The sequence below is a fragment of the Variovorax sp. JS1663 genome (assembly GCF_002157355.1).
Taxonomy (GTDB): Bacteria; Pseudomonadota; Gammaproteobacteria; order Burkholderiales; family Burkholderiaceae_C; genus Variovorax.
Map to the genome: position 1 here is coordinate 1 of NZ_LYMK01000055.1, position 17,855 is coordinate 17,855.

Below are 17,855 nucleotides of genomic sequence, written 5' to 3' on the forward strand. Positions count from 1 at the left end.
GCTCGGCGCACCAAAGTGCGCAATCCACGATACCGGAGACGAGCCCCTCGCTGACCTATCGAGCGACCATGATGTCTAGCATGGGCTGCGCGTTCCCCTTTGGAGACACTCCATGACGCTTGCCAGGCTCACTCGCCGGGCCGCCCTGCTGGGGGCCGCCCTTGTTCTTGCCGGCTGCGCGGGTTCCCGCGGCCTTGCGCCCGCCGGCACGGAGATCCGCGTGATGACTTCCGGCGGCTTTACCGCCGCCTACAACGAACTCACGCCGGCTTATGAGAAATCGACCGGCCACAAGGTGCTGACCGCCTACGGCGCCTCCATGGGCGCGGCCAGCGATTCGATCCCCAGCCGGCTGGCGCGCCGCGAGCCGGTCGACATCGTGATCCTGGCGCGCCCGGCCCTCGATGCCCTGGTGGCGCAGGGCCAGGTGGTGGCGGGCAGCCAGGTCGACCTGGTGCGCTCGTCCATCGGCTTCGCAGTGCGCAGCGGCACGCCCAAGCCGGACATCGGCACCGTCGATGCGCTCAAGCGCACCCTGCTCGCGGCGCCTTCCATCGCCTACTCGGCCAGCGCCAGCGGCACCTACTACGAGACCGAGCTGCTGAGGACGCTGGGCATCGAGGAGCAGGTCAAGCCCAAGAGCCGCAAGATCCTGAGCGAGAGGGTGGGATCGGTGGTTGCGCGCGGTGATGCCGCGCTGGGCCTGCAGCAGGTCAGCGAGCTGCTGCCGATCCAGGGCATCGACTACATCGGCCCGCTGCCGGCGGAGGTGCAGCGCGTCACCGTGTTCTCGGCCGGGATCGCGACCGGCGCGAAGCAGCCAGAGGCGGCGAAGCAGTTGATCCGCTACTTCACCTCGCCGCAGGCCACGCCGGCGATCGTCAGGAGCGGGCTGGAACCCGTGGGCCTCTCATCGCCAGCGCAGCGATGATCGCTAGACGGCTGCTGCCGCGCAGTCGCTGGGTGAAATCAGTGCTGCTTCTGCTTCTGCGCCTCGCTGTAGGCAGCAAGTTGCTGTTGCGCTGCGCTCGTCACCCCTTCGATGACCGCACCCAGTTGCGTGTGCAAGGCCTGCAGCACGTCCATGCTCAGCGCGACGCGCGTTGCCAGGCGACCGTTGATCCTTTCCGGGAGCGTGCCATTGGTACGGACCGTTGCCTGCAACGCCGCGATCAGACCAGGCTCGATGAAGCCGAAGTCGAGGTACACCATCGCCGGCGCGACCTGCACCGTCGCGTAGTTCGACAGCACCGGCTGGTCCGAACCGTCGGCCGGCACGAGGCGGATCTGCGGGAACTCCGGCGCCTTGCCTTGTTCCTGGTTCGCCGCGTCCGGGAGGACCTGCGCCGGCGCGCTCGTCTCTTTCTTGCCGGCTTGTTCGTTGAGGCTTTGGTCTTTCATGAGGATTCCTTTGGTTCAGTGGTTGGCGGGAAAGCGGGGTTGGAACAGCTCGATGGCGACGGCTCGCGCCTCACCGCTCCTTCAAGCTTTCGTTGGCGTGCTGCAGCAGCGGGCTCAGGAAGTACTCGATGACACGCCGCTTGCCGGTCTTGACCTCGACGGCGACGGCCATGCCCGGGCTCAGGTTGACCTTCTTGCCCTCGACCTGGATGGCTGCTTCCGACAACTTGACGTGCATCGAATAGATCAACCCGCGCTTCTCGTCCTGCAGCGCATCGTTCGACACGTGGGTCACCTTGGCCGGGATGACGCCGAACTTGGTGTACTCAAAGGTTTCCACTTTCACCGCGGCATCCTGGCCGGCGTGAACGAAGCCGATGTCCTTGTTCTCGATGAAGGCCTCGACTTCCAGCGCGTCATCGCGCGGAACGATGACCATCAGCGGCTGCGCCGGCGTGACGACGCCACCCACCGTGTGGATCGCCAGTTGCTGCACGACGCCGTCCACGGGCGACACCAGCGTCATGGCGCCGGCGCGCGAATCCGCCTTGATGTGCTCCTGGCGCAGCGATTCGGATTTCTGCCGCGCCTCACTTGCGCCGTCGAGCGCCGCGCGAACAGCCTCGGCCACCATGGCCTTGTGCTGCGCCCGCGCCTCTCGCAGCGAGGCGTCGATCTCGCGCAGGCGGCTGCGCTGTGCCACGAGATCCGCCTCCAGCTCGATGCGCGCCTGCTCGCGCTCGAGGTAGCCGTGCTGCGAGACGAAGTTCTCTTCGACCAGGCGCTTGTAGTCCTGCGCACGCTGCCGCGCGATCGGTGCGGTCTGCTCCAGCTTGCGCACCATGGCCGAGACCGATTGGTGTTCCGCCTCGCGCCGGTCGATGTCGCTCTCGATGCGCGCGAGCTTGGAACGCAGCTCGGCGTACTGGGCGTCCAGCAGGGCCTGCGCTTGGGCCCGGTCGTTCGGCGCAGCGCCCGGCGCGGGCCCAAGCCGCGGCGGCGCGGAGACCCGGCCGGACTCGAGCGGCCGCAGCGCAGCCAGCAGCGCCTCGGCGCGCGCACCCTGCAGGTATGCGGTGGACAACTCGCCGCCCACGCGGCTGACATCCGCCGACACCGTGGTCGCGTCGAACTCGACCAACACCTGCCCGACCCTCACCACCTGCCCGTCGCTCACCAGGATGCGCTTGACCATCGCCGTTTCCAGGGGCTGGATCGTCTTGACCCGGTTGCCCGGCACGACCTTGCCCTGGCCGGTGGCCACGATGTCGATCCTCCCGAAGACGGACCACGCCAGCGTGCTGAGCGCGAAGGCGATCATCAGCCACATCGTCACGCGCGGCAGCGGCGACACGGGCGTCTGCTGCAGCGACAGCGCCGCCGGCAGAAACTCCGCCTCTTCGGGCAGGAGCTTGCGCGGTTCCATCTTCTTGCGCTGGGCCCATGCGAAGCCGAAGACCTGCCGGTAGCGGTCCAACAGGTCGCCAGCAGCCTGGAAACGCTGTTTCATCTGCAAGGCAGTCATCTCAGCTCTCCTGCATGCGGCACAGCCGCGCGTAGTAGCCCTCGGCGTTGGCCACCAGCTCGGCGTGGCTGCCCGTTTCGACGATCTGGCCCCGGTCGATCACGACGATGCGGTCGGCGTTGCGCACGGTCGACAGCCGGTGCGCAATGATCAGGACGGTGCGGCCCCTGCAGATCGCCTTCATGTTGTCCTGGATGATCCGCTCGGACTCGTAGTCCAGCGCGCTGGTGGCTTCGTCGAAGATCAGGATGCGCGGATTGGTCAGGAGCGCGCGGGCGATGGCGATGCGCTGGCGCTGCCCGCCCGAGAGGGATGCGCCGTGCTCCCCGACCATCGTGTCGTAGGCATCGGGCAGCTCGCTGATGAAGTCGTGCGCGCCAGCCAGCTGCGCCACCTTGATGACCGCCTCCATCGGCGCGCCCGGGTCTGACAGCGCGATGTTCTCGCGGATGGTGCGGTTGAACAGCACGTTCTCCTGCAGCACCACACCGATCTGGCGGCGCAGGGACGAGCTGTCGGCGAGCGCCAGGTCGGTGCCGTCGACCAGCACCCGGCCGCGCTCGGGCACGTACATGCGCTGGACCAGCTTGGCCATGGTGCTCTTGCCCGAGCCGGAACGGCCCACGAAAGCCACCACCTGGCCTGGCTCGATGGCGAGGGAGACGCCGCGCAGGACTTCGGGGGTGTTCGGCCGATAGCGGAACACGGTCTGATCGAACTCGATGTGGCCGCGCACGGGTGGGATCGCGGTTTTGTTGCCGACGATCTCCGTACGGGTGTTGAGGATGTCGCCCAGCCGCTCCATGGAGATTCCGATCTGCTGAAACTCCGTCCACATCTGCGCGAGGCGCATCACGGGGTTGGCCACGTGGCCGGCGAGCATGTTGAACGCGATCAGCTGGCCGACCGTCAGCTGGCCGTCGATGACGAGCTTGGCGCCCATCCACATGGTCGCCACCGTCACGAGCTTGCCCACCAGGGTGATGCCGCTGCCCGCCACGGTGGAGATCGACACGGTGCGCAAGCCGGCTTTGACATAGGCGGCGAGCTGGTTGTCCCATTTGCGCGTCCACTGCGGCTCCACCGCCATGGCCTTGATGGTGTCGATCCCGCTGACCGACTCCACGAGGAAGGACTGGTTGTCCGCGCCGCGGTTGAACTTCTCGTTCAGCCGTGTGCGAAGCGCCGGCGTGAACAGCAGCGACAGCATGAAATAGCAGGGCAGCGACAGGACGACGATCAGCGTGAGCCAGACGCTGTAGTACAGCATCACCCCGAGGAAGACCACGGAGAACACGAGGTCCAGCACGACGGTGATCGCGTTGCCGGTGAGGAAGGAGCGGATGTTCTCCAACTCACGCACACGGGCGACGGAGTCGCCCACGCGCCGGGCCTGGAAGTACGCGAGAGGCAGGGCCAGAAGGTGGCGAAAGAGCTTGGCCCCGAGCTCCACGTCGATGCGACTGCTCGTGTGCGCGAACACATAGCTGCGCAGCGCGCTCAGGACCACCTCGAAGAGGCTCACGACCAGCAGGCCAACGGCGATCACGTCGAGTGTGGAGTAGCCCCGGTGCACCAGCACCTTGTCCATGACCACCTGGAAAAACAGCGGCGTCACCAGGGCGAACAGTTGCAGCACCAGCGACACGAACAGGACTTCGAGCAGGAGCTTGCGGTACTTGATCACCGCAGGGATGAACCAGCTGAAGTCGAACTTCGCCAGGTCGCCCGCCAGTGAGGCCCTGGAGGCGAAGAGAATCATCTCGCCCGACCAGCGTTCGGCGAAGGCCTGCACGGTGAGCAGTTCGGGCCGCCCCACCAGGGGATCCTGGATCAGGACGCGTGCCTCGTCTCCTTCGCCGTGGCAACGGCCGACGATGAAGAAGGTGCCGTCCTTGCCCGTGGCGATGGCCGGCAAGGGCGTGCTGGGCAGCCGGGACAGTGCCGGACGCACACGCCTGGCCTGCAGGTCCAGCTTCTTGGCCGCAAGCAATATCTCGAACTGACCCAGCGGCTTGCCCGACTCGATGAATTCGTGCGCAATCTGCTGTGGATCGACAGCGACCGAATGGAACCGGGCGATGGTCACCAGGCACGCCAGTCCCGTATCGGGAGGCGCCGACGCAGGCGCAGGCAGATCTTGCGTCTCCGCAGCCAGAATTGCGGTGCTACTCATTTATTCCGACCCATTCTTGGATGAACTCAAGGTAGTGACTCATTGCTGAGATGTGTGGTCTGGCCTGAAGGATGGGCCGGCGAGGATAGTGACGACGCATCCCGCGGCGGGGCTACTCGCGACAAAATGTCAGGACTCGAATGCGTGCCGAGGTCTTCCGATGCACGCTCCCGCAGCCCTTGCACGGACCCGACCATGAACCGACTTGCACCAGCCTTCGCCCTGCTCTGTCTCTTCTTCCTGGATCCACTGCGCGCCGCCACGCTGGAAACCCGCAGCTACACGGTGGAGATCACGCCGATGTGCGGCGAGCGCGTGACCGACTGCGAGCAGTTCGCCTATGCCGGCACCCACAACCGAAACGGCAGCCGCATCAACCTCGTCGGCAAGCCGGGCCAGCGCCCCTGCCCGGTCGGCAACGCCCCCTGCGACCCGACGGGCTGGCAGTTCTACGACGGCAATGCCACCAGCTACTTCGTCGGGCAGGACGGCTGGCTGATCGTGACGCAGGGCAAGAAGACCGTGCTGCGCGAGCGCGGCAACTGGCGCAACTGAGGGCCGGCGCGGGTCAGTACCGGTCCAGCCCCAGCCCTTCCATGTCGATGCCGGGCCGCCGGCCGCCGATGAGGTCGGCCATCACCCGCCCCGTGCCCGCCGCCATGGTCCAGCCCAAGGTGCCATGACCGGTGGCGAGCAGCAGCCCAGGGACGGGCGTGGCGCCCAGCAGCGGGGTTCCGTCGGGCGTCATGGGGCGCAGGCCGGTCCAGAACTCGGCGCCCTCGACGCTGCCGCCCTGGGGGAACAGGTCGGTCACCACGTGCTCCAGCGTGTCGCGCCGCCGGTCGTTGAGCTGCAGGTCGTAACCCGAGAGCTGCGCCGTACCGCCGACGCGGATGCGGTCGCCCAGCCGGGTCACGGCGACCTTGAAGGTCTCGTCCATGACGGTGGACTCCGGCGCCATGGCGGCATCGACGATGGGCACGGTGATCGAGAAGCCCTTGACTGGGTACACCGGCAGCCGGATGCCCAGCGGCTTGAGCAGGCGCGGCGAGTAGCTGCCCAGCGCGAGCACGCAGCGCTCGGCGCGAAAGGGGCCGGCGTCGGTATGGACGGCCCCCACGCCCTGCGCGTCACGCGCGATGTCGGTGATGTTCACGCCGAAGCGAAAGCGCACGCCGGCCGCCTCGGCCAGCCGCGCCAGGCCCTGGGTGAACTTGAAGCAGTCGCCGGTCTCGTCGCCCGGCAGGCGCAGGCCGCCGACGAACTTGTGGCGCACCGCGGCCAGGGCCGGCTCGTACTTCACGCAGCCTTCGCGATCGAGCAGCTGGTAGGGGACGCCGTAGGCCTTCAGCACCTCGATGTCCTTGCCGGTGCCGTCGAGCTGCTTCTGCGTGCGAAAGAGCTGCAGCGTGCCGAGCGCGCGCTCGTCGTAGCGGATGCCGGTGTCGGCGCGCAGCTGCTGCAGGCAGTCGCGGCTGTATTCGGCCAGGCGGACCATGCGGCTCTTGTTGATCTCGTAGCGCGCCTGGGTGCAGTTGCACAGCATCGCGATGCCCCAGCGCCACATGGCGAGGTCGAGCATGGGGCGGATCACGAGCGGGCTGTGGCGCATCAGCAGCCACTTGACCGCCTTCAGCGGCACGCCGGGCCCGGCCCAGGGCGCCGAGTAGCCGGGCGAGACCTCGCCCGCATTGGCATAGCTGGTCTCCAGCGCGGGGGCGTCCTGGCGGTCCAGCACCGTCACCTCGTGGCCGTCCCTCGCCAGGTAGTAGGCCACCGTGGTGCCGATCACGCCGCTGCCGAGGACCAGGACCTGCATTCCGCCTCCTATTTCAATCCCAGCGCCGACAGCAGCTGCGGCGCCGACAGGTGCTCCGGCTTCTGCGGCCAGGCCTCCACCAGCTCCACCATCTTCGCGCTGAGCGGTGCGCGCGCGCCGTTGGCACGAGCCAGGCGGACCACCTCGCCGCACAACGCATCGACCTCGGTGCGCCGGCCGAGCGCCAGGTCGTCGGCCATGCTGGAGCGCGCCTGGGCATCGATGCGCAGCATGCGCGCGGCGACCAGGCGGAACAAGGGCGTGGGCAGCCGCAGGATCGACGGCATCCGGCGCGGCGGCACGGCCGCGAGCTGCGCCGGCTGGATGCGGGCCCACTCCAGCGCCTCCAGCGCCTCGTCCATCAGTGCGGCCAGGCAGCGCCGGTAGCCGCGATCGAGCAGTTGCTCGCGCAGCGGCAGGCCCGACAGCGCGTTGACCGGGTTGTTGAGGTTGAGCAGCAGCTTGCCCCACTGGATCGGCAGCAGGTCGGGATGCAGGTCGATGCCCACGCCCGCCTGCTCGAAGACCGAGACCCAGCTGCGCAGCGCCGCGTCCTGCCGGGCCGCCAGCCGGCCGCCGGTGCCGCGATGAAAGTGGCCGGGCCCGAGTTCCGCCACGTTGTAGGGGACCATGCCCGGCAGCACGTGCAGGGTCGGCGCGGCCCGGGCGGCATGAAGCGCATTCGAGATGCCGTTCTGCAGCGAGAGCACCGGCGTGCGCGGCGGCAGCGCCGCGTCCAGCTCGGCGGCGGCCTCGGCCGTCGCGCCGCTCTTCACCGTCAGCAGCACCAGCGCGGGGTGGATGCCCTCGGGCACCCGGTCGAAGAGCTGCAGCATGGATGGCCTGAGCCGGCGGTCGCCGCCGTCCAGGTCCGTGAGCACCATCCCTTGCTGGCCGAGCGCGTTCAGCACGCGCGGACGGCCGACGAAGGCCACCCGCACCCCTTCCGTCACGAGGCTGCCGCCGATGTAGCAGCCGATGGTGCCGGCGCCCATCACCAGGACGTCGACCGGTGGCGCCTCAGGCACGGGAAGCGCCTCCTCTCGCTGCCGACCGGCAGGCCCAAACCCTTGTGTTCGTCATTGTCCGGAGCCCTCGCATCCGGATCACTATGACATGGACGGGTGCGATCGGGCTAGAGGTGTCCGCCGACAGCCCGGGCCGGCGCCCGCCGGCGCTTCAGGCGTTCCGGGCCGGCGCGACGGCCGCGCCCTGGATGCCGTGGCGCTTCAGCGCCTCCGCCACGAAGCCGCTGGCCTTCATCGCCTCGACGAAATCGGCCAGCGCGGCCTGCGCCGCCTCGCCGCGGCTCGCCGGGGTGCCCATGGCCTGCTGGATCACCATGAAGCGGCCGGGCAGCAGCCGCAGCCCACCCAGGCGCGCTGCATCGGCCTCGAGCTGCTGCTTCACGCCCGCCGCGACCTCGGCGTTCTCGGCCAGGAAGGTGTCGACCACGGCCGGCGAGCTGGGCGCGCGCAGGATGGTCGCGGTCTTCAGCTCGCGCGTCAGGTAGAGGTCGTAGGCGCTGCCCTTGCCGACCATCACGCTGCGGCCCGCCTGGTCGACCTCGGCGTTATCCTTCAGCGGCGAGGCATCGCGCACCAGGTAGGCGCCTTCGATCAGCACGTAGGGCGCGGTGAAGCGGATGCCCTCGCCGCGCAGCGGGTCGATGGCGAAGAAACCGATGTCGGCCTGCTCGGCCTTGACCGCGTCGACCGACTTGCCCGCGGTGTCGAACACCACCAGCTCGAGCTCGACGCCCAGGCGCTGGGCGAAGGCACGCGCCAGGTCGACGGACACGCCCACCGGCTGGCCGGCCGCGTCCCGGTTCGCCAGGATCGGGTTGCCGAGGTTGATGGAGGCGCGCAGCCGCCCGGTGGGTGTGAAGGCGGAGAGGATGAAGAGAGGAAGAGGGTCGTTCATGGCTCAAACCCGCTGCGCCACCCAGCCCTGCACCGACGCCAGCGCCGCCGGCAGCGCGGCGGGATCGCTGCCGCCGGCCATCGCCATGTCCGCCTTGCCGCCGCCCTTGCCGCCCACCTGCTGGGCGACGAAGTTGACCAGCTCGCCGGCCTTGAGCTTGCCCATGCTGTCGGCCGTCACGCCGGCCGCGAGCTGGACCTTGGTGCCATCCACCGCCGCCAGCACGATGGCCGCGGTCTTGAGCTTGTCCTTGAGCTTGTCCAGGGTCTCGCGCAGGGTCTTGGCATCGGCACCGTCGAGCTTGGCGGCCAGCACCTTGATGCCGCCCACCTCCACCGCCTGCGCCACCAGCTCGTCGCCCTTGGACGAGGCCAGCTTGCCCTTCAAGGCACCGATCTCGCGCTCCAGTCCGCGCACCTGCTCCAGCAGTTGCGCCAGGCGCGGCTGCACCTCGGCAGGCGGCGTCTTGAGCGTGGCGGCCACGCTGCTGACCGTGGCCTCCAGTTCCTGCAGGTAGGCCAGCGCATTGGCGCCGGTCACGGCCTCGATGCGGCGCACGCCGGCGGCCACGCCACCTTCGCTCACGATCTTGAAGAGGCCGATGTCGCCGGTGCGCTGCACGTGCGTGCCGCCGCACAGCTCGCGGCTGGTGCCGATGTCGAGCACGCGCACGGTCTCGCCGTACTTCTCGCCGAAGAGCATCACGGCGCCGGTCTTCTGGGCCGACTCCATGTCCATCAGGCGCGCCTGCGTCGCCTCGTTGGCCAGGATCTCGGCATTGACGCGGCGCTCGATCTCGAGGATCTGCGCGGGGGTGACCGGCGCGTTGTGCGCGAAGTCGAAGCGCGTCTTCTCCGCATCGACGAGCGAGCCCTTCTGCTGCACGTGCCCGCCCAGCACCTCGCGCAGGGCCTTGTGCATCAGGTGGGTCACGCTGTGGTTGCGCATGGTGGCGGCGCGCAGCTGCGTGTCGACGCGCGCGGTGACGACATCGCCCACCTTCAACGTGCCCTGCGTCTGCGTGCCGTGGTGGCCGTAGACGTCTGCCTTGATCTTCTGCGTGTCGTCCACGCCGAACTGCAGGCCCTCGGCCGCCAGCACGCCCTGGTCGCCGACCTGGCCGCCGCTCTCGGCATAGAAGGGGGTGGTGTCGAGCACGACGATGCCGGGCTGGCCTTCCTTCAGTTCCTGCACCGGGGCGCCCTCGACGTACAGGGCGAGCACGCGCGCCTTTTCCTCGAGGTGCTCGTAGCCGGTGAAGGTGTTGGCCGCCCCGCCGTAGTCGACGGCGCGGTCCATCTTGAACTTGCCCGCCGCGCGCCCGGCGGCCTTCTGCTTCTCCATCGCGGCATCGAAGCCCGCGGCATCGACTTCCACACCGCGCTCGCGGCAGACGTCCGCCGACAGGTCGAGCGGAAAGCCGTAGGTGTCGTGCAGCTTGAAGGCCACGTCGCCCGGCAGCACCTTGGCACCGCCGGCCAGGGCAGCGTCGAGGATCTCCATGCCGTTGGCCAGCGTCTCGAAGAAGCGCTCCTCCTCCGCCTTCAGGGTCTCGGTGATGCGCTGCTCGTCGGCCACCAGCTTGGGATAGGCCTCGCCCATCAGCGCCACCAGGTCGGGCACCAGCTTGTGGAAGAAGGGCTTCTTCTGGCCCAGCTTGTAGCCGTGGCGGATGGCGCGGCGCACGATGCGGCGCTGCACGTAGCCGCGGCCCTCGTTGGAGGGGATCACGCCGTCGGCCACCAGGAAGGAGGTGGCGCGCGCGTGGTCGGCGATCACCTTCAGCGAAGGGTTGGCCAGGTCATCGGTGCCGGTCGCGCGCGCGGCGGCCTTGATCAGGCGGTCGAAGATGTCGATCTCGTAGTTGCTGTGCACGTGCTGCAGGATGGCCGCCAGGCGCTCCAGGCCCATGCCGGTGTCGACACAGGGCGCGGGCAGCTTGACCACGCTGCCGTCGGGCTGCATGTCGAACTGCATGAACACGTGGTTCCAGATCTCGATGAAGCGGTCGCCGTCCTCGTCGGGGCTGCCCGGCGGGCCGCCGGCGATGTGCGGGCCGTGGTCGTAGAAGATCTCCGAGCAGGGGCCGCAGGGGCCGGTGTCGGCCATCATCCAGAAATTGTCGGACTTGTACTTGCCGCCCTTGTTGTCGCCGATGCGGATCACGCGTTCGGGCGGCAGGCCGATTTCCTTGGTCCAGATGTCGTAGGCCTCTTCGTCCTCGTGATAGACGGTCGCCAGCAGACGCTCGGGCGGCAGCTTGTAGACGGAGGTCAGCAGTTCCCAGCCCCACTTGAGCGACTCGCGCTTGAAGTAGTCGCCGAAGCTCCAGTTGCCCAGCATCTCGAAGAAGGTGTGGTGGCGCGCGGTGTAGCCCACGTTCTCCAGGTCGTTGTGCTTGCCGCCGGCGCGCAGGCAGGCCTGGACGGACGCGGCGCGCACGTAGGGGCGCTTGTCGGAGCCGAGGAACACGTCCTTGAACTGCACCATGCCGGAGTTGGTGAACATCAGCGTCGGGTCGTTGCCCGGCACCAGCGAGCTCGACGGCACCACGGTGTGGCCCTTGGAGGCGAAGAAATCGAGGAAGGACTTGCGGATGTCCGCGACGCTGAAGGTGGGCTGGCTCATCTTGGGTTGGACTGCTGAGAGAGGCGGCCGGCAGCGGGCAGCCCCTGCATCGAACCCACCTGACTGCTTGATCTGCTGAGCCGGAGATTATAGGTTTGGCCCCTTCCCGCACCGGGCGCGCGGCCTTGTCCCTTCGCCTTTGCCCGGAAGCGGCGCCCGTGCGACCCTCGGGCCCATGACACCGCGCCTGCTCGCCGATGCCGTGCTCCTGCTGCACGGCTTCTTCATCCTCTTCGTCGTGGCCGGCGGCGTACTGGCGTGGCGCTGGCCGCTGGTGGCTGTGCTGCACCTGCCGGCCGTGGCCTGGGGCGGCTGGATCTCATGGACCGGGCAGGAATGCCCGCTGACGCCACTGGAGAACAGGCTGCGCCTCGCCGCCGGCCAGTCCGGCTACGAGGGCGGTTTCGTCCAGCACTACCTGCTCGGCGCGATCTATCCCGAGTACCTGACGCGCGAATGGCAGATCGGCATGGGGGTCTTCGTCGTGCTGCTGAACCTGGGCGCCTACGCCCTGCTCTGGCGCCGCGGGCTCAGACGTTCTCGAGGATCTCGACCGCGCGCCTGAACTGCAGGCCCTGCACCGCGGCGCGCAGCGCCTCGAAGCGATCCTTGCCAAGCGAGCTGCGCAGCGCCGGCGCGAGCTCGTCGAACAGCGCCATCGCGCCCATGCTCTGCTTGCGCAGGCTGTCGATGAAGAGCGCCAGGTCCTCCGGATCGATCGGCGAGGCGCCGTCGGCGTCCGCCCCGTCGCCGGCCGCAAGAAAAGGCCCTGCCGCCACCTGCAGCGCGCACAGCTCGGCGCCCAGCGGGCGCAGGGCCTGACCGGCCGCACCCGCATCGCCGGACTTCAGCGCCGCCTCGCTCTCGGCCGCCAGCCGTGCGATGGCGGTCGCGCCGATCACGCCGGCACTGCCCTTGAGCTTGTGCAACCGGGCTTCCAAGCCCGCGTCCGGGGGCGCGGCGCCATCGCCGGCCAGGTCGCCGAACTCGGCCAGCAGCCGCCGCAGCACGCTGCGCAGCAGTTCCGTGTCGCCGCCCAGGCGCTGGAAGGCATCTGCAGCGTCGATGCCGGGAATCGAGGGCCAGCCGGGCAAGGCCGGTGCGACGTCGGCGGGGCTTGCCGCGGGCGCCAGCGGGCGCCCGCGCACCCGCTCCACGTGCCGCCGCACGCAGTGGATCAGCACCTGCGCATCGAAGGGCTTGGAGATGAAATCGTTCATGCCGGCTTCCAGCGCCCGGTCGCGCTCCGCCACCAGCGCGCTTGCGGTCAGCGCGATCACCGGCAGCGCATCCAGCCCCAGCTCGCTGCGGATCCGGCGCGTGGCATCGATGCCGTCGAGCACCGGCATGTGCACGTCCATCAGCACGGCGTCGATGGCCTGCGGCGCCGCGCGCAGGCGCTCCACCGCCTCGTGCCCGTCGCCCGCCAGGCTGACCTGCGCGCCCTCGCGCTCGAGGATGTGCTGGCAGACCTCCAGGTTCACCGGGCTGTCGTCCACCACCAGCACGCGGATGTCGGCGAGCTGCCCGCCGGCCGACCGCGCCGGCATGGGCATGCCCGCCAGCGAGACGGCCGGCGCTTCCCGCACCACGCCCAGCGGCAGCACCACCCAGAACTCGCTGCCACGGCCCGGCGTGCTGCGCACACCGAACTCGCCACCCATCAGCCCGGTGAGCTGCCGCACGATCGACAGGCCCAGCCCGGTGCCGCCGAAGCGCCGGGTGGTGGAGCTGTCGGCCTGGGTGAAGGGCTCGAACAGCCGCTCCAGCACCTCGGGCGCGATGCCGATGCCGGTGTCCGTCACCGCGAAGCGCAGGCGCAGCCGCTCGCCGTCGCGGCCGTCCCGAGCCTCCTGCGCATGCACCGACAGTCGCACCGAGCCGCGCGCCGTGAACTTGACCGCGTTGCTCAGCAGGTTCACCAGCACCTGGCGCACGCGGGTGAGATCGCCGCGCACCTGGCGCGGCAGGCCGTCCTCGGCCTCGAGCAGCAGCGCGATGCCCTTGGGGTTCGCGTTCACAGCCATCATGGCCATGACTTCCTGCAGCAGTGCCTGCAGGGCCCATTCGGACTCCTCCAGCACCATGCCCCCGGCCTCGATCTTGGAGATGTCGAGGATGTCGTTGATGACTGCGAGCAGCGCGCTGCCGGCCGCGTCGATCTTCTCCAGGTAGGCCTGCTGCTGCGCGTCCAGCCGGGTCTGCCGCAGCAGGTAGCTCAGGCCGAGGACGGCGTTGAGCGGCGAGCGGATCTCGTGGCTCATGTTGGCCAGGAACTCGCTCTTGGCCTTGCTGGCGGACTCGGCCTGCGCGCTGCGCTCGTTGAGCGCCTGGTTCAGGGCCTCCAGCTGGGTCTGGGCCCGCTTCATGTCGCTGAGGTCGGCCGCGATCGCGATGAAGCCGGCCACGTTGGCGCTGGCGTCGTACAGCGCGCTGACCTTCAGGTGCACCGGCACGCGCCGGCCGTCCTTGCGCACATAGGTCCATTCGCTGTCGGCGTCCGGCCGCTCGAAGACCTCGCCCGCCTGCAGCGGCCGGCCGAGCCCGGCCTCCAGTGCGGCGCTGCGGGCCTGGAGCTCGCGCGCATCGTGGAAGTGGCTCAGCGCCACTTTTCCCACCACCTCGGAGGCCGCATAGCCCAGCAGTTGCTCGGCCGCCGGGTTGAACAGCGTGACCTTGCCGTGCACGTCGGTGGCGATGATGGCGGCGCCCGCGCTGGCCAGGATCGCCCGCTCGCGCGCCGACATGGCCAGCAGCTCGATGGTGCGCTCGCTGACCTGCTGCTCCAGCGTCGCGTTCAGTTCGAGGATGTGCGCCTTGGTGGCCCGCTCGTGCGTGATGTCGCGCACGGTCTGCGCGGCGCCGATCACGCGGCCGTCGGCGGCGCGGATCGGCGCCGCCGCGACCGACACCGGCACCATCGCGCCGCTGCGGTGCCGGCGGAAGGTCTCGAAGGCAGCGATGGCCTGGCCTTCGGCGATGCGGCGCATCATCTCCGCCTCCTCGGGCTCGTAGGCGGCCGGCACCAGCAGCGCCGGCAGCGGATGGCCGATCGCCTCCTCGGCGGAATAACCGAAGATCTGGGTCGCGGCGTCGTTCCAGTCGGTGATGGTGCCGTCCAGCCGCCAGCCGATGATGGCGTCGTTGGAGCTGGTCACGATGGCCGCCAGCCGCGAGCGCTGCAGTCCGGCCTGCTCGGCCCGGCGCCGGGTCTTCTGCTGGATGGCCACCATCAGGGCCACCAGCAATGCCAGCAACGCCACGCCGCCGAACACGCCCCAAGGGCTGCGCAGGTTCAGGCGCGCGATGAACGGCGGCTGCGAACGCACCTCGACCTGCCAGGTCCTTCCGAACAGGGGCAGCGGCAGCACGACCTGGCGCGCGCCGGCGAAAGCCGCGGCCCCGTGGGTGTCGAAGAAGCGTTCGGCCGGCCCGGCCTGCGTCGCGTCCACCAGCGCCAGCGAGAACTCGCCATCCTGGAAGTCGAAGCCGTGCAGCACCTCGTCGATCACGATCGGGGTGTAGACCCATCCCACCGCCTGCTCGCGCGCGGCCGCCGGCGAGGCCGGTTTGTACGGACCGCGCGAGCGCGGCGCCGCGGCCTCGGTGCGGTAGACCGGCAGCAGCAGCAGGAAGGAGCGCAGCGGCATGCCGCCCTGCACCAGCGTGATGGGCGCGGTCAGCGTGGCCTCGCCGCTGCGCATCGCGCCTTCGGCCGCCTCGCGCCGATGGGCCTCCGAGGCGATGTCCAGGCCCACGGCGGGGTTGTCGGGATCGGAGGGCTCCAGGTACTGGATCACGTAGCGCTCGCCCTCGTTCGGGCCGAGGCGGCGGATGGCGAAATCGGGCTTGCCGTCCAGCCGGGCCGCCTCGACGAAGGCCGCCTCCTGCGCGGCGGGCACGCGCCGCACGAAGCCGAAGCCGCGCGAGCCCGGGAACTCGTGCGCGATGTCGCGCGACTGGCTGTACTGGGCGAAGCGCGCCCGGGTGATGCCATGCTCCCCGCCGGCGGCGATGACCGCGCCCCGCGCGCCGCGCAGGCCGTATTCGTAGATGTGGATGCGATTGGCGACCTGCTCGGCCGCGCGGCGCGACAGCGTCTCGAAGCGCGCCGCAGCGACCGCCTCGTTGTCGCGCGCCTGCCAGCGCCCGGCCGCCGCTGCCAGCAGCAGGCCCGCGAGCAGCCACAGCAGGGGAAGGGACGGCCCCCGCAGCAGGCGCTTGCGCTTCATTCAGCCGGCGGGGCCGCCACGCCGACCTGGGCATGGCCAGCGCGGCGCGCCTGCGACAGCGCGCTGCCCGCCGCCGCAAGCAGCGCCTGGCCGACGGCCGCCGCATCCGGCGCGGCGTCGGCCCCACCGTCGAAGCTGCCCAGCCCGGCGCTGCAGGTGATGTGGCGCGACACGCTCGATCCCTGGTGAGCGATGTCCAGCGCCTCGATCGCGTGCAGGACGCGGTTGGCGAGCGCCGTGCCCGCCTCGGCCGGCGTATCGGGCAGCACCAGGGCGAAGCGGTCGCCATCGAGCCGCGCGGCGTAGTCGCCGGGCCGCGCGAGCGTCCGGCGCAAGGCATCGCCAAGCTGCACCAGGCACGCATCGGCCGCCTTGCGCCCGTACAGCGCCTCGAAGGAACGGAAGAAGTCCACGTCGAGCAGCACCAGCGACAGCGACTGCTTCGCCTCCGCGGCGCGCAGCAGTTCGCGCCGCAGGGTCTCGTCGAAGGCGCGCTCGTCGGGCAGGCCCGTGAGGCCGTCGACGCGCGAGAGCTGGCGCAGATCATCGGCCAGGCGCTTGAGCTTGAGCTGCATGTTCACGCGCGCCGTGACCTGCGCCGCGTTGAAGGGCTTGCGGATGAAATCCACCGCACCCATCTCGAGCACCGCGACCTCGAGCTCGGATTCCTGCAGGCTGCTGACGAAGATGACGGGAATGTCCGCAAGGCTGGCGTCGGTCTTCAGCGACTCGCAGACCTGCAGCCCGCTCATGTCGCCCATCTGCGCGTCCAGCAGGATCAGGTCGGGCCGCTCTTCCCTCGAAAGCCGCAGTGCATCGGCGCCGCTGGTGGCGAAACGCACCACCGTGTAGTCGGAAAGGATGCGGCTGAGGACCTGGATGATGCTGGGGTCGTCGTCGACGAGAAGCAGGCTCGCTTCGATCGGGGCTTTCTTCATCGAAATATTTTGCGCCATTGCCCGGACGTTTTCGATTGAGGCAAAGGTGCGCATTTTCACGACCCCCAAGCGCATTTGCGCTGACCGGCACCTGACCCATCCCGTGGTTTTGCATCAGCCGGATGGCGAATCCGACACAGGCGTTTCGCATCTATCAATGCGAAAACAAAAGGTTTAATCTTCTTTAAAACAACTCGTTGCCGGCGCCCCCCAGCGTCCGGTCACCAGATGGCGTGCCGCGGAGGTGGAAATGCTCGGCGAATTCGTTACCAGGGGTGAGTCCGCGACGCTGCCGGCGCGCGGACGGCAGCGGCAGGAGCACCTGCTGGACTTCGATGCCGACACGGTTCGAAGTTCGTACAACATGCGGCCCTTCGTGCTGCAGCACCACCTCGCGGAGCACCCCGATTTCTTCTCGCTGCCCGCGCTGTTCTCGCTGTGCCGGCGGATGCCGCGCGACCAGGTGCAGTACCGCGTCGGCGCGATCCCGGGCGATGCGAACTTCGACACCTCCTACGCGCGCTACGGCGAGGGACTTTCCTTCGACCAGGTGCTGGACCGCTTCGAGGAATCACGGGCCTACATCTGCATCTACAACCCCGAGCGCGACCCGCTCTACCGCCCGGTGCTGGAGGGCATGCTGGCCGAGATCGCCGCGGCGATCGAAGGGATGGACCCGGTCATCACCTGGTACTCGACCTACGTGTTCGTCTCGACGCGCGACTCGGTCACGCCCTATCACATGGACCGCGAGATGAATTTCCTGCTGCAGGTGCTGGGCGAGAAGCAGGTGATGCTGTGGGATCCGCACGACGAGGAGATCATGAGCGAGGCGGACAAGGACCGCCTGCTGGCCGCCTTCGAGAGTCGGCGCCCGGTCTACCGGCCCGACTTCGAAGCCAAGGCGATGCGCTACGACCTGCGGCCCGGGCTGGGCGTGCACCACCCGTTCATCGCACCACACCGCGTGCACACGGGCTCCGACCTGTCGATCTCGCTGGCCTTCACCTTCCGGACCCGCACTTCGGACCGCTGGACCCGTGCGCACGCCTTCAACCACCTGCTGCGCCGCTGCGGCCTGTCGCCCTGGGCGATCGACCACGGCCATCCGCTGGCCGACCGGGCCAAGGCCGCGGCCTCGCAGGCCGTGCAGGTGCCGATCGACCTGCTGCAGAGCCGCCGGCGCGCCCGCGCACTGGCTTCCTGAGCCGCG

Annotated in this window: 13 protein-coding genes; 4 read left to right on the forward strand and 9 right to left on the reverse strand. The window is 69.3% G+C overall.

Going from position 1 to position 17,855, the window contains the following annotated elements; all coding sequences use genetic code 11:
- Window positions 1–112: 112 nt before the first annotated feature.
- Window positions 113–931, forward strand: a complete 819-nt coding sequence (locus A8M77_RS30240) for a substrate-binding domain-containing protein (RefSeq protein ID WP_086925171.1) — start codon at window positions 113–115, stop codon at window positions 929–931.
- A 38-nt stretch (window positions 932–969) separates the two neighbouring features.
- Here A8M77_RS30240 and A8M77_RS30245 read toward each other — a convergent pair whose 3' ends face one another.
- The 3 genes from A8M77_RS30245 to A8M77_RS30255 form a co-directional block, all read right to left on the reverse strand.
- Entirely contained in the window at window positions 970–1,401 is a 432-nt protein-coding gene (locus A8M77_RS30245) for a hypothetical protein (protein WP_086925172.1), read from the reverse strand.
- Window positions 1,402–1,471: 70 nt separating this feature from the next.
- Entirely contained in the window at window positions 1,472–2,926 is a 1,455-nt protein-coding gene (locus A8M77_RS30250) for an HlyD family type I secretion periplasmic adaptor subunit (RefSeq protein ID WP_086925173.1), read from the reverse strand.
- Window position 2,927: 1 nt separating this feature from the next.
- Window positions 2,928–5,102 (reverse strand): type I secretion system permease/ATPase, encoded by a 2,175-nt coding sequence (locus A8M77_RS30255; protein ID WP_086925174.1) that lies wholly within the window; start codon window positions 5,100–5,102, stop codon window positions 2,928–2,930.
- A 195-nt stretch (window positions 5,103–5,297) separates the two neighbouring features.
- Here A8M77_RS30255 and A8M77_RS30260 point away from each other — a divergent pair, with 195 nt between their 5' ends.
- A complete protein-coding gene (locus A8M77_RS30260; RefSeq protein WP_086925175.1) occupies window positions 5,298–5,657 on the forward strand; it encodes a hypothetical protein in 360 nt (119 codons plus the stop codon).
- 13 nt (window positions 5,658–5,670) lie between these two features.
- Here the strand turns inward: A8M77_RS30260 and A8M77_RS30265 are convergent, their stop codons facing one another.
- The 4 genes from A8M77_RS30265 to alaS form a co-directional block, all read right to left on the reverse strand.
- Complete coding sequence (locus tag A8M77_RS30265; protein ID WP_086925176.1) at window positions 5,671–6,921, reverse strand: D-amino acid dehydrogenase; 1,251 nt, start codon at window positions 6,919–6,921, stop codon at window positions 5,671–5,673.
- Window positions 6,922–6,929: 8 nt separating this feature from the next.
- Window positions 6,930–7,949: a 2-dehydropantoate 2-reductase gene (locus A8M77_RS30270; protein WP_238137028.1), complete on the reverse strand. Its 1,020-nt coding sequence runs from the start codon at window positions 7,947–7,949 to the stop codon at window positions 6,930–6,932.
- Window positions 7,950–8,100: 151 nt separating this feature from the next.
- Window positions 8,101–8,844: an ABC transporter substrate-binding protein gene (locus tag A8M77_RS30275; RefSeq protein WP_086925177.1), complete on the reverse strand. Its 744-nt coding sequence runs from the start codon at window positions 8,842–8,844 to the stop codon at window positions 8,101–8,103.
- A 3-nt stretch (window positions 8,845–8,847) separates the two neighbouring features.
- Window positions 8,848–11,472 carry an alanine--tRNA ligase gene (alaS, locus tag A8M77_RS30280; protein WP_086925178.1) on the reverse strand — a complete coding sequence of 875 codons (2,625 nt, stop codon included), beginning with the start codon at window positions 11,470–11,472 and terminating at the stop codon, window positions 8,848–8,850.
- 175 nt (window positions 11,473–11,647) lie between these two features.
- On the opposite strand from alaS, the gene A8M77_RS30285 reads away from it, so the two are divergent.
- Window positions 11,648–12,037, forward strand: a complete 390-nt coding sequence (locus tag A8M77_RS30285) for a DUF2784 domain-containing protein (RefSeq protein ID WP_086925179.1) — start codon at window positions 11,648–11,650, stop codon at window positions 12,035–12,037.
- On the opposite strand, the gene A8M77_RS30290 is transcribed toward A8M77_RS30285, so the two are convergent.
- Both A8M77_RS30290 and A8M77_RS30295 read right to left on the reverse strand, forming a co-directional pair.
- Complete coding sequence (locus A8M77_RS30290) at window positions 12,003–15,704, reverse strand: CHASE domain-containing protein (RefSeq protein ID WP_086925180.1); 3,702 nt, start codon at window positions 15,702–15,704, stop codon at window positions 12,003–12,005. The two genes, A8M77_RS30285 and A8M77_RS30290, sit on opposite strands and share 35 nt — an antisense overlap.
- A complete protein-coding gene (locus A8M77_RS30295) occupies window positions 15,701–16,642 on the reverse strand; it encodes a diguanylate cyclase domain-containing protein (RefSeq protein WP_158101027.1) in 942 nt (313 codons plus the stop codon). The genes A8M77_RS30290 and A8M77_RS30295 overlap by 4 nt, the downstream gene beginning before the upstream one ends.
- Before the next feature lie 250 nt (window positions 16,643–16,892).
- Between A8M77_RS30295 and A8M77_RS30300 the strand changes: the two genes are divergently transcribed.
- Entirely contained in the window at window positions 16,893–17,849 is a 957-nt protein-coding gene (locus tag A8M77_RS30300; protein WP_086925182.1) for a cupin-like domain-containing protein, read from the forward strand.
- Window positions 17,850–17,855: the final 6 nt, after the last annotated feature.